At 70.6% G+C, this 12,550-nt stretch carries 8 protein-coding genes; 1 reads left to right on the forward strand and 7 read right to left on the reverse strand.

Features of this window, described 5'->3' with window-relative positions; all coding sequences use genetic code 11:
• Both H9Y04_RS02490 and H9Y04_RS02495 read right to left on the reverse strand, forming a co-directional pair.
• Entirely contained in the window at window positions 1-1,353 is a 1,353-nt protein-coding gene (locus H9Y04_RS02490; protein WP_187811970.1) for a hypothetical protein, read from the reverse strand.
• Entirely contained in the window at window positions 1,317-1,481 is a 165-nt protein-coding gene (locus H9Y04_RS02495; protein WP_187811971.1) for a hypothetical protein, read from the reverse strand. Before H9Y04_RS02495 ends, H9Y04_RS02490 begins: the two co-directional genes overlap by 37 nt.
• Before the next feature lie 155 nt (window positions 1,482-1,636).
• On the opposite strand from H9Y04_RS02495, the gene H9Y04_RS02500 reads away from it, so the two are divergent.
• Window positions 1,637-2,962 carry an SUKH-4 family immunity protein gene (locus tag H9Y04_RS02500; protein WP_187811972.1) on the forward strand — a complete coding sequence of 442 codons (1,326 nt, stop codon included), beginning with the start codon at window positions 1,637-1,639 and terminating at the stop codon, window positions 2,960-2,962.
• Between the two features lie 54 nt (window positions 2,963-3,016).
• On the opposite strand, the gene glgB is transcribed toward H9Y04_RS02500, so the two are convergent.
• From glgB to H9Y04_RS02525, 5 genes are all read right to left on the reverse strand, one after another.
• Window positions 3,017-5,743 (reverse strand): 1,4-alpha-glucan branching enzyme, encoded by a 2,727-nt coding sequence (gene glgB / locus H9Y04_RS02505; RefSeq protein WP_438818062.1) that lies wholly within the window; start codon window positions 5,741-5,743, stop codon window positions 3,017-3,019.
• Entirely contained in the window at window positions 5,740-7,191 is a 1,452-nt protein-coding gene (locus tag H9Y04_RS02510) for a maltokinase N-terminal cap-like domain-containing protein (RefSeq protein WP_187811973.1), read from the reverse strand. Before H9Y04_RS02510 ends, glgB begins: the two co-directional genes overlap by 4 nt.
• A gap of 59 nt (window positions 7,192-7,250) precedes the next feature.
• A complete protein-coding gene (gene treS / locus H9Y04_RS02515) occupies window positions 7,251-8,951 on the reverse strand; it encodes a maltose alpha-D-glucosyltransferase (RefSeq protein ID WP_187811974.1) in 1,701 nt (566 codons plus the stop codon).
• Window positions 8,952-8,970: 19 nt separating this feature from the next.
• Window positions 8,971-10,962, reverse strand: a complete 1,992-nt coding sequence (locus H9Y04_RS02520) for an alpha-1,4-glucan--maltose-1-phosphate maltosyltransferase (RefSeq protein WP_187812121.1) — start codon at window positions 10,960-10,962, stop codon at window positions 8,971-8,973.
• A 266-nt stretch (window positions 10,963-11,228) separates the two neighbouring features.
• Window positions 11,229-12,431: a S8 family peptidase gene (locus tag H9Y04_RS02525; protein ID WP_187811975.1), complete on the reverse strand. Its 1,203-nt coding sequence runs from the start codon at window positions 12,429-12,431 to the stop codon at window positions 11,229-11,231.
• Window positions 12,432-12,550 lie beyond the last annotated feature (119 nt).

Raw genomic sequence — 12,550 nt, forward strand, 5'->3', positions numbered from 1 at the left:
TCAGGACGGGCGTCTGCGGATCGCGTTGGTGAGGCCGACGATGAACAGCGTGGCGAACACCCAGGCACCCACCTGCGCCACCCACGACGCCAGGACGAAGACCAGACCGGGAGCGCCCAGGCCCGGGCTGCACCCCTCCAGCTGCTGCATCCGGATGAGCGGCAGGCTGGCCTCGACGGCGCGGCCGATGCGTTCCACGGAGCGGCAGCCCGTGCCGTCGAGCCCGCCTCCCCACAGGGCGAGCGCGCTCATCACGATGAAGATCCCCAGCAGCCCGAACAAGGCCCGCCAGGGGTGGTGCCCGAAGCCGATGGTGACACCGGCCAGTTGCTGCCAGAACCGCAGCAGCACGCTGCGGTCCCTCGTTCTGCGCAGCTGGTCGCGGTGCTGGGCGATGAGTACCTGCCGGGCCTCGTGCTCGTCGCCCTGTTCGCGGTAGCGGCTCGCCAGATGCTGGTACGGCTGGGAGCGGTAGGCCGGGGTCTCCTCCGACAGGAGCGCGATCCACTGCTTGACGTCGATCCGTGCGTCGAGAACGCCGAACTCCAGGTCGTCCAGGGCGACGAGCGTGCGGCCGGGGCTGCGGTTGGCGCGGACCGTCTCGGGCGAGACCTCCATCCGGCCGCGGATCCGGCTGCCGCGCAGGTCGACCTTGGGGTGCGGATCGTGGCCCGAGGAGTCGCTCGACAGGTCCTGGGACGTGATGTTGATGTGGTCGGCGCGGAAGTCGGCGAGCACCTCCATCGAGCGCGCGGACAGCGCGGGACCGAGTCCGGAGCGCAGCCGCGCCGTGGACAGATCGAGGGCGCCCTCGATCGTGGACACATGCAGCCGGACCGCCCCGTCCTTGCCGCCGCCCCGTGCGGTGAACTCCTCGTTGAGCCGCAGATCGCCACCCACTTTGAGCTGGACGCCGAACAGGGCCGTACCGAGGTCGTTCTTGGTCCTGGCGGAGGACAGGGAGGCGTATCCGCCGATCTTGGCGCTGAACAGGTTCAGGGACGACCGCTCGCCGGCGGAGGACATCCGCGCGTGGCTGAGGTCCAGGTCCCCGTCGACCCGCAGCCGGCTCGCGGTCAGGGAGGGGCCGCTGCTGTTGGTGAGGTTCGCCCGTACGAGGTCGGCCTTGCCGCCCAGGGTGGCGTCGGTGAAGGGCAGGGTGCCGGTCGGGCTCGTCGAGCCGGAGGCCCGTAACTCCTGCATCATCAGGCCGGTGGTGACCCGGGTGCGGTCGCAGTCGACGGCCGTGCCGAGGGGGTTGCCGACGATGCCCCGCGACAGATGCAGCCGGCCCCCGATCTCCGCGCCGCGCAAGGTCAGCGCGGCGCCCGGACCAGGCGGCCGCGTCCCCATCGGCGCATCGCCTCCGGCGCCTTGCGCTCCTGTGTGCGCGCGACCGCCGGGCCTTCCAGCAGGATCTGCTGGCGGACCGCGTGCTCCAGCGCGGAGCGCGGCTCGTCGTCCCCTTGAGCCCCCGTCATGGATTCACCTTACGGAGGCATGTATGGGGTGACCACATATCGCGCGAAAGGAAAGTCTCAACTCCCTTCAGGCATAAGGCAGTTGACGTATTGAAGTCGAAGCGGAAGGTGCGCCGGCCTGCGGTGGTGTCAGAGCCGGGTGGCAGCATGCGGGTATGACCGAACATCTGGACGACATCCCGGACGGAATCCTGGACGATCCGCGGCGGTTGCTCGCCGCCGGGCGCCCGGCGGTGCGCGCGCTCATCGAGGACGGGGGTGCCGGGCCGGGACGTGAGGTGTTCCTCCAGGCCGAGGCGATATTCGGCGGTGCGGACGTGCCGCGCGCCGAATTCGCCGCCTGGCTGCAGTTCGCCGCCCGGATGCTCGGCGAGCACGCGTACGCGGAGCGGATCGCCGAGGCCGAACCGGGTATGCCCTGGCGCACGGTCTGGGCTTGGTGGCGGCCGGTCAACGGGTTCGTGGCGCAACCGAGTCTGACCGGATACGACGGGTATGCGGGGCGGCACGGGTACGGGGACGGGGTGCTCATCGAAGTCCGTACCTCCTTCGGGCAGGAGCGGACCTGGCTGGACGAGGCGACGGGCCGCCCGGTCCCCGCACCCGATCCGGACGCTCTGACCCCCGCGCCCGGGGACGATCCGGCGGACGGCACACCGGACCTCGCCGACCTGGAGCTGACCGCGCCCGAGTGCTGGGAGGACGCGTCGGCCGTCACGGTCGTGGAGGGCCGCACGCGTCATCTCGTCGAGAGCGTGCACGGCATCGCGCTGATCGAGACGGATCCGAAGGTCCTCGGCGACTGGCCGCGCGGCGAGATCGACTGGTCGTCGGCCGAGGAGGGCTCGCCGGGGCCCGAGCCGCGGGCAGTGCGGCCCGAGGGTCCGCTCACCACGGCCAGGGTCGCCGAAGTCTTCGGCGAGCGGCGGGTGCTGCGGCTCTCCGAGGAGGAGCTGCCCGATGCCGTCGAGCACGCCGGGACCCGGGAGTTCCTGCGGGGCGTCGGCGTACCCACGTACTGGGCGTGCCACGGAGGGGAGTTCGAGCTGCTGCCGCTCGACGCGTGGCGGGCGCCCGCCGACGGCGAGCTGTCCGCCGACGGGCTGCCGCAGGGTGTGACGCCCGGCGACCTGCTCGTCTTCGCCCGCGTCGACTACGGTCGGCTGTATCTGCACCGGAGCGCGGGCACGGTGCACATCTGGACCAAGGTGACCAGGCCGCAGGGCGTGGGGCACCCCTTCCTGATCGCCATCGCCCCGGACCTGGACGTCTTCACCCGCTGCCTGGAGGCGATCAACCGCTACCGCAACGCGTGCTGGCACCCGTATCCCGACGAGGGCGACCAGGAGGACCTGGCCGAGGTGTACCTGGCGGAGATGGAGGAGCTCGCGCCCGGTCTCTTCGAGCGCGGCACCCCGAGCGGCGAGCTGTGGAGCTGCCTGTACGCGGGGATCACGGAGCTGAGCGAGGACGGGTTCTGAGGTGGGCGGGTGGGCTCCCCGGCCGGTCCGCCGGGGAGCCCACCCACCCCTGTCTCACGCCGGCCGCAGCCACACCGTCGCCAGCGGCGGCAGGACGAGCCGCAGGCTCGCGGGCCGTCCGTGCGCGCCCACCGGATCGGGCTTGATCGTCTCCGGGTTGCCCACACCGCCGCCGCCGTACGCGACTGCGTCGGTGTTCAGGACCTCGTGCCACGCGGGCACCTCGTCGGGCACGCCGAGCCGGTACTCGTGCCGTACGACCGGCGAGAAGTTGGACACGGCGAGCAGCGGCGAGCCCTCGGCGTCGTAGCGCAGGAACGCGAACACGTTGTCCTCGGCCGCGTCCCCCACCACCCAGGCGAACCCGGCCGGCACGGTGTCGCACTGCCACAGGGCCGGTGCCGCCCGGTAGACGGAGTTCAGATCGCGCACCAGGTCCCGTACGCCCCGGTGGTCCGGCTCGGCCCCGTACGCGGGGTCGAGCAGCCACCAGTCGGGCCCGTGCGCCTCCGACCACTCGGCGCCCTGTGCGAACTCCTGGCCCATGAACAGGAGTTGCTTGCCGGGGTGCGCCCACATGAAGCCGAGATACGCGCGGTGGGTGGCGCGCTGCTGCCACCAGTCGCCGGGCATCTTCGAGACCAGCGAACGCTTGCCGTGCACGACCTCGTCGTGCGAGATCGGCAGCACATAGTTCTCGCTGTACGCGTACACCATCGAGAAGGTCATCTCGTTGTGGTGGTGCTTGCGATGCACCGGCTCGTGCTGCACGTAGCCGAGCGAGTCGTGCATCCAGCCCATGTTCCACTTCAGGCCGAAGCCGAGCCCGCCGAAGCCGCCGGGGCCGAGATGGTGGGTGGCGCGGGTGACACCGTCCCAGGCCGTGGACTCCTCGGCGATGGTGACGACGCCCGGCTCGCGGCGGTAGACCGTGGCGTTCATCTCCTGCAGGAACGCCACTGCGTCCAGGTTCTCGCGGCCGCCGTGGACGTTCGGGGTCCACTGGCCGTGCTCGCGGGAGTAGTCGAGGTAGAGCATCGAGGCGACCGCGTCCACGCGCAGGCCGTCGATGTGGAACTCCTCGCACCAGTACAGGGCGTTGGCGACGAGGAAGTTGCGGACCTCGTTGCGGCCGTAGTCGAACTCGAGCGTCCCCCAGTCGGGGTGCGCGGCCCGCAGCGGGTCCTCGTGCTCGTACAGCGGACGGCCGTCGAACTCCGCGAGCGCCCAGTCGTCGCGCGGGAAGTGCGCCGGCACCCAGTCCATCAGGACGCCGATCCCGGCCCGGTGCAGCGCGTCGACCAGGTACTTGAAGTCGTCGGGCGTGCCCATCCGTGCCGTCGGCGCGTAGAAGCCGGTGACCTGGTAGCCCCAGGAGCCGCCGAAGGGGTGCTCGGCGACCGGCATCAGCTCCACGTGCGTGAAGCCCAAGTCCTTCACATAGGCGGGCAGTTGTTCGGCCAGCTGGCGGTACGTGAGTCCGGGGCGCCACGACGCCAGGTGCACCTCGTACACCGAGAACGGGCTCTCGTGCGCCGGACGCGCGGCCCGCGCCGCCATCCACTCCTCGTCGTCCCAGGCGTGGTGCGAGGCGTGGACGATCGAGGAGTTGGCCGGCGGCACCTCCGTGCGCCGGGCCATCGGGTCGGCGCGGAAGGTCATCGAGCCGTCGGGCCGGGTGATCTGGAACTTGTAGAGCTCGCCCTCGCCGACCCCCGGTACGAACAGCTCCCAGATCCCGGACGAGCCGAGCGACCTGAGCGGGAAGCCGGTGCCGTCCCAGTAGTTGAAGTTGCCGACGACCCGCACGCCCTGGGCGTTCGGCGCCCACACGGTGAAGCGGGTGCCGTCGACGCCCTGATGGGTCATGGGCTCGGCGCCGAGCGCCTTCCACAGCTGCTCATGGCGGCCCTCGCCGATCAGATGGAGATCGAACTCGCCGAGCGCGGGCAGGAAGCCGTACGGGTCGGCGGTCTCGAAGTCGTTGTCCTCGTACGAGATGAGCAGCCGGTAGTCGGGGACCGAGCGCAGCGGCAGGACGCCGGAGAAGAACCCGCCCCCGTCGTCGTCCAGTTGGGCCCGCAGCCCCTCGGTGATCACGGTCACCCGCAGTGCGTACGGCCGCAGCACACGGAACACCACGCCCTCGGGGTGCGGATGCGCACCGAGCACGGAGTGCGGATCGTGGTGCGTGCCGGCGAGCAGGCGGTCGCGCTCCTCGAAGGGGAGCGCTGCGGGGGCGTGGTGCGCGGGCTCGGGGGCTATGGGACCGGCGGCCGGGGCCTTCGTGGCCGGTGTCGTCAGGGCCGGGGTCCCGGCGGCCGGTGTCTTGGTGGCCGGAGTCCTCGCGGCCGGGGTCCTCCCGGCCTTCTTCGCCGTGGCCCCCTGCGCGGGGACCTTCTTGGCAGCCGCCTTGACGGCAGGCTTCTTGGCGGCAGGCTTCTTGGCCTGCACCGTCTTGGCCTGAGCCTTCTTGGGCAGGGCCCGCTTGGCGGCGGCCTCCTCGACGGGGCCCTTCGCCGCCGTCGTCTCCTTGACCGGACTCTTCGCCGCCGCGGTCTCCTCGACCGGACCCTTCTTGGCGGGGGCCTTCTTCGCCACGGCCTTCCTGGCCACAGCCTTCTTCGCGGCCGCCTTCTTCTCCACGGCCGCCTTCCCCGTCGCCGCCTTCTTCGGCTGGCGGGGAACGGCCGCCTGCTCCGGGGCGGCCTTCGCGACGCCCTCCTTCGAGGACCGGGCGGGCTTCTCGGGCGGCTGGGGCTCGGGGGGACGCGTACTCACGGGCGAGGCCTCCTCGGGGGCGTACGGACGACAGGGTTTCCGGGAGCGGCAGCGGACAGACGGCGGATCGCCGCCATCGGCACGGGCAGCCAGTCGGGCCGGTGCCGGGCCTCGTACAGGACCTCGTACACGGCCTTGTCGGTCTCATAGGCCCGTACGAGGACGGCATGCGCGGCCGGATCCGCGCCGCCGGCCGCGGCGTACCCGGCGCAGTACGCCTCCCGGCACGCGGCCGCCCAGCCGAGGCCCGCTTCGGGCACCGAGCAGGCCGCGTAGTCGAAGGACCGCAGCATGCCCGCCACATCGCGCATCGCCGGCTGCTCGCGGCGGCGTTCGGACAGCGGGCGTGCGGGCTCGCCCTCGAAGTCGATGATCTGCCAGGTGCCGTCCGGCGCCCGCAGACACTGCCCGAGGTGCAGATCGCCGTGCACCCGCTGGGCGAACCCGATGTCGGCGTCCGGGAGTTGACGCAACTCCTCGAAGGCATCCGTGAGCGCCGGCACATACGGCCGCAGCATCGGCACGTCCTGCGCGGTGTCCCGCAGCCGCTGCACCATCTCGTCGGCGATCACCTCGCGCTGCGGAGGTCCGAGCGAGACCTGGGGCGCCGCCGCCGCGAGCGCCGCGTGCACCTCGGCCGTGGCCTCGCCGAGCGCGTACGCCTCCGCGGTGAAGTCGTCGCCCTTGGCCAGCGTCCGCAGCGCCAGCTCCCAGCCGTCCTCGGCGCCCGCGAGGAAGGGCTGCAGCACGCCGAGTGTCAGCGGTTCGCCGCTGTCGAGCTCCGCGGTGCACCAGGCGGCCGGCGCGGGCACGCGGGTGCAGCCCTCGCGGGCGAGCAGGAGGGGGAGTTCGAGATCCGGGTTGAGGCCGGGGACGACCCGCCGGATCAGCTTGAGGATGTACCTATCGCCGTATACGAGCGAGGAGTTGGACTGTTCCGCGCCGAGCATCCGGGGCGTGAGGCCGCCGGGTATCTCGGCGCCGGGGGCCTGTTCGAAGCGGAGCACCCCGATGCGGCCGGGTATCCGTAACCGCTCCAGGAGCAGCGCGGCGGCCCGGGGGTCGTGCACCCCTTCGTACACGGCGGACCCGGCGAGCGGCCCGTGTTCCGCGTGCCCGATCAGGGCCGGGGCCAGCTGCGGCGGCAGCGTCGGGCGTACGCCGAGCAGCAGTTGGTAGCAGTCACCCGGGCCCGCCGCCGGATCGCCCTGCGCGGGCACACCCTGCGCGGGCCCGCCCGCCTGTTCCGCCCGTACGAGCAGATGCAGCAGTCCGGACGGACGCAGTGCGGTCGCCGCCACCAGCGTGAAGCCGGTGACCGGCCGCCCCTTCCCCGCGAACCAGCGCTGCCGGGGCAGCCAGGCGCGCAGCAGTGGATCGAGGGAGGCGAGCAGATCGGGCCGGGCACTCTCGTACCCGGCGGCCGGGCGGATGACTGCTTCCGACATGGCGTGCTTCCTTTCCCCGTACGGGTGGGGGAGCTGTGCCTGCGAACCTGTAATCGAACCTACGACGGATCGGTGCGGAGCCGGAACCAGTAGAAGCCGTGCCCCGCGAGGGTGAGCAGATACGGGAGTTCCCCGATCGCGGGGAACCGAACGCCGCCGATCAGCTCCACCGGATGCCGTCCGTTGAAGGACTGCAGGTCGAGCTCGGTGGGCTGCGGGAAGCGCGAGAAGTTGTGCACGCACAGGACCAGGTCGTCGCCGTGCTCGCGCAGGAAGGCCAGAACGGCCGGGTTGGACGAGGGCAGTTCGGTGTACGAGCCGAGGCCGAACGCCGGGTTCTGCTTACGGATCTCGATCATCCGGCGCGTCCAGTGCAGGAGGGAGGACGGCGAGGACATGGAGGCCTCGACGTTCGTCACCTGGTAGCCGTAGACCGGGTCCATGATCGTGGGCAGGAAGAGTCGGCCCGGATCGCAGGACGAGAAGCCTGCGTTGCGGTCCGGGGTCCACTGCATGGGCGTACGGACGGCGTCCCGGTCGCCGAGCCAGATGTTGTCGCCCATCCCGATCTCGTCGCCGTAGTACAGGATCGGCGATCCCGGCAGCGACAGGAGCAGGGCGGTGAACAGCTCGATCTGGTTGCGGTCGTTGTCGAGGAGCGGGGCCAGCCGCCTGCGGATGCCGATGTTGGCCCGCATCCGCGGATCCTTGGCGTACTCCGCGTACATGTAGTCGCGCTCTTCGTCCGTGACCATCTCGAGCGTCAGCTCGTCGTGGTTGCGCAGGAAGATGCCCCACTGGCAGCCGGCCGGGATGGCGGGCGTCTTGGCGAGGATCTCGGAGACCGGGTAGCGCGACTCCCGCCGTACGGCCATGAAGATCCGCGGCATCACCGGGAAGTGGAAGGCCATGTGGCACTCGTCGCCGCCGCCCTCGAAGTCGCCGAAGTAGTCGACGACGTCCTCCGGCCACTGGTTCGCCTCGGCGAGCAGCACGGTGTCCGGGTAGTGCGCGTCGATCTCCTTGCGTACGCGCTTGAGCAGCTCGTGCGTGCGCGGCAGGTTCTCGCAGTTGGTGCCCTCCTCCGCGTAGAGGTAGGGCACCGCGTCGAGCCGGAAGCCGTCGATGCCGAGATCCAGCCAGAAGCGGAGGGCCGAGATGATCTCCTCCTGGACGGCCGGGTTCTCGAAGTTGAGGTCCGGCTGGTGGGAGAAGAAGCGGTGCCAGAAGTACTGCTTGCGGACCGGGTCGAAGGTCCAGTTGGACGTCTCGGTGTCGACGAAGATGATCCGCGCGTCCTGGTACTGCTTGTCGTCGTCCGCCCAGACGTAGTAGTCGCCGTAGGGCCCGTCGGGGTTGGTGCGCGACTCCTGGAACCACGGATGCTGGTCGCTGGTGTGGTTCATGACGAAGTCGATGATCACGCGCATGCCGCGCTGGTGGGCGGCGTCCACGAACTCCACGAAGTCCGCGAGGTCCCCGAAGTCCGGCAGCACGGCTGTGTAGTCGGAGACGTCGTAGCCGCCGTCGCGCAGCGGCGAGGCGAAGAACGGCGGCAGCCAGAGGCAGTCCACGCCGAGCCACTGGAGGTAGTCCAGCTTGGCGGTGATGCCCTTGAGGTCGCCGATGCCGTCGCCGTTGCTGTCCTGGAAGGACCGGACGAGGACTTCGTAGAACACGGCGCGCTTGAACCAGTCGGGGTCACGGTCCTTCGCAGGGGTGTCCTCGAAGGTGTCCGGGACGGGCTCGTTGACGATCATGTGTGGGTGACCCTCCGATTCACGGCGAGGACGGTCGCAGGACGGTGAGGATGTGAGCGGGCGATCGGCCCGGCTCCAGACGCACATAGTTGGCCCTGCCCCAGTGGTAGACCTCGTCCGTGAGCTCATCGCGTACATCGGTGAACTCGTGCCAGTCGAGGCCCAGTTGCGGCATGTCCAACGAGACGGTGGCTTCCTGGGTGTGGTGCGGGTCCAGGTTCACGACCACCAGAACCGTGTTCGGGCCATGGGTTTTCGAGTACGCCAGGACCTGGTCGTTGTCCACGTCGTGGAAGTGGATCCGGCGCAGCTGGCGCAGCGCCGGGCTGGTGCGGCGGATGCCGTTGAGGCGGGTGATCAGGGGGGCGATCGTCCGGCCCTCGCGCTCGGCGGCCGCCCAGTCGCGCGGTTTGAGCTGGTATTTCTCGGAGTGCAGATACTCCTCGCTGCCCGGCCTTACCGGAACGTTTTCGCAGAGTTCGTAGCCGCTGTAGACGCCCCAGGTCGGGGACAGGGTCGCGGCGAGCACCGCCCGCACCTCGAAGGCCGGGCGGCCGCCTTCCTGCAGATACGCGTGCAGGATGTCCGGCGTGTTCACGAAGAAGTTCGGGCGCATGTAGTGCGCCGTCTCATGCGCCAACTCACGGGCGTAGTCGGCCAGTTCGCGCTTCTCATTACGCCAGGTGAAGTACGTGTAGGACTGCTGGAAGCCGATCTGGGCCAGGGTGCGCATCATCGCGGGACGCGTGAACGCCTCGGCCAGGAAGATCACATCGGGGTCGGTGCGCCGGATCTCGCCGAGCACCTGCTCCCAGAACACCACCGGCTTCGTATGCGGATTGTCCACGCGGAAGATCCGTACGCCGTGCTCCATCCAGTGCCGAAGCACGCGCAGGGTTTCCCTGACGAGCCCCGGCATGTCCTGGTCGAAGGCGATCGGATAGATGTCCTGGTACTTCTTCGGCGGGTTCTCCGCGTACGCGATCGTGCCGTCGGGGCGGTGGTGGAACCAGTCGGGGTGCTTGTCGACCCAGGGGTGGTCGGGAGAGCACTGCAGAGCGAAGTCGAGCGCGATCTCCAGATTCAGCTCACGGGCCCGGGCGACGAAGGCGTCGAAGTCCTCGAGCGTGCCGAGGTCGGGGTGGATCGCGTCGTGGCCGCCGTCCGGCGAACCGATCGCCCAGGGCACGCCGACATCGTCGGGCTCGGGCGAGAGGGTGTTGTTGCGGCCCTTGCGGAACGTGGTGCCGATGGGGTGGATCGGCGGCAGATACACCACGTCGAAGCCCATCGCGGCGATCGCGGGCAGCCGCTCGGCGGCGGTGGTGAAGGTGCCGCCGGTGTGGGTGCCGTCCGGGTTCTCGCGCACGCCCTCGGAGCGCGGGAAGAACTCGTACCACGAGCCGAACAAGGCGCGCGGGCGCTCCACGAGGAGCGGCAACTCGGCGGAGGAAGAGACGAGTTCGCGCAGTGGACGGGCCTGCAGGATCTCGCTGACCTGCGGGGTGAGCGCCGCCGCGAGCCGTGCGCTCGGCGGGCGCCGGGTGTCCCGCAGCGCGTCGGCCGCTTCGAGGAGCGTGTCCTTGAGCGGCTTGGGTATGTCCTCTGCCTCGGCGGCGCGCTCGTGGAGCAACGCGCCCTCCTCCAGGACGAGTTCGGTGTCGATCCCCGCCGGGATCTTGATGCCCGCGTGGTGCCGCCAGGTCGAGACCGGATCACCCCAGGCCTCCACCCGGTACGTCCAGAGGCCCGCGCGGTCCGCGGTGACGTCGGCGCCCCAGCGGTCGGTGCCGGGGGCCAGCTCGCGCATCGGGGTCCAGGGGCCCTCGCGTCCGTCCGGATCGACGAGGACCGCGTTGGCGGCCACGGCATCGTGGCCCTCACGGAAGACGGTGGCGCTGACCTGGAAGGTCTCGCCCACGACACACTTGGCGGGGAGCCGGCCGCAGTCGACGGCCGGCTGGACGTCGAGGACGGGGATACGTCCGATCCGCGGTGGTTCGAAGGGCATGCTCACGCTTGAGTTCACGACATCACCTGGGGGTGGGGTGGTGGTCGGGTGCAGTGGAGCTGGGGCGTGTACCGGGGGAGCCTTCCACGCTCTCCGGGCGGGCAATCCGGGGCCTTGTTAACTACTGGCGCGTAAGAGTGCAGACATCGCGACAAGGGGCGTACGGGCAACGAGTACCCCGCATCGCAGACAAGTCGACTTGAGACCGAAACGCAAGACGGCCTGCCCCATCGGTACCGGGGCAGACCCTCTCAACGGGCCCTGCTTTACGGGTTGTTGACCTGCAGCAGAAGGTTCGGCGAACCCGGGAGCGCGCCGAGCACCTTGCCCTGTGCCGCCTTCTCCTGCAGCGCCGTGCCCACCTCGGCCGGGGACGCGTCCCGGTGGTCGGCCAGATACAGCGCGGCCGCGCCCGCCGCGTGCGGCGCCGCCATCGAGGTGCCGGACTCGGTGACGACGGCCGTGTCGCTCGCGTTCGACAGCGAGGTGATCTCGCCCCCGGGGGCGAACAGGTCGACACTCGGGCCCCAGTTGGAGAACGCCGAGCGCAGGTCGTCCGCCTCGGTCGAGCCGACCGTGATCGCCTCGGGCACGCGGGCCGGGGAGACGAGCGAGGCGGGCTGCGCCTCGTTGCCCGCCGCGACCGTGAACGTGATACCGGCCGCGATCGCGTTCCGCACGGCCTGGTCGAGCGCGGGGTCGGCGGGGCCGCCCAGGCTCATGTTGACGACCGCGGGTCCCTGCGCGTTCCGCACCACCCAGTCGATGCCCGCGAGGATGCCGGCCGTGCTGCCCGCGCCCTCGTCGTCGAGCACGCGCACCGCCACGATCTCGGCCTGCTTGGCGACGCCGTACTGCTCGCCGGCGATCGTCCCCGCCACATGCGTGCCGTGCCCGAAACCGTCCTCGGCGACGGGATCGCCGTCGATGAAGTCCCAGCCGTTGTGCGCGCGTCCGCCGAAGTCCTGGTGCGAGATCCGCACACCGGTGTCGAGGACGTACACCTTCACCCCGGCGCCCGCGGATTCCGGCCAGGTGTACGAGGAGTCGAGCGGCGGATCGGTCTGGTCGATCCGGTCGAGACCCCAGGACGGCGGGTCCGGCTGGGTGTGCTGCGTGGTCACCTTCGTGTCCTGGGCCACGGCCACCACATGCGGATCGGCCGCGAACTCCTTGGCCTTCCGGGCGCTCAGCTTCACCGCGTACCCATTGAGCGCTTCGTCGTACGTGTGGCTGATTCTCGCTCCGTACTTCTCGGCGAGGCCCTTCCCGGCCTTCGACCCGGAGTCGGTGGCGCCGTCGAGCGTGACGATATAGCTGTTGCCGATGGCGCCGGCCTGCCCGGCGCCGAGTATCCGCCCCTCCTGCGGGGCGGCCTGCGCGGGAGCGGTGATGGCCGAAACCATCACGGCGGTGGCCGCGGCGGTCAGCCCGGCAGCCCAGCGCAGGCGAGTAGTCCCTTTCCTCATGCCGATAGTTCCCCTCCTCAACTCCGCGTCGCGCAGGGGGAGTCACGGCCTGGTCGACAGCCCGCTCCCCGTCCGGACCCCGGCGACACTTGGCAGCCTCCCGCGCACCGCGAAGGGGA

Origin of the sequence: Streptomyces polyasparticus, assembly GCF_014493765.1 — a bacterium.
Lineage (GTDB): Bacteria > Actinomycetota > Actinomycetes > Streptomycetales > Streptomycetaceae > Streptomyces > Streptomyces polyasparticus.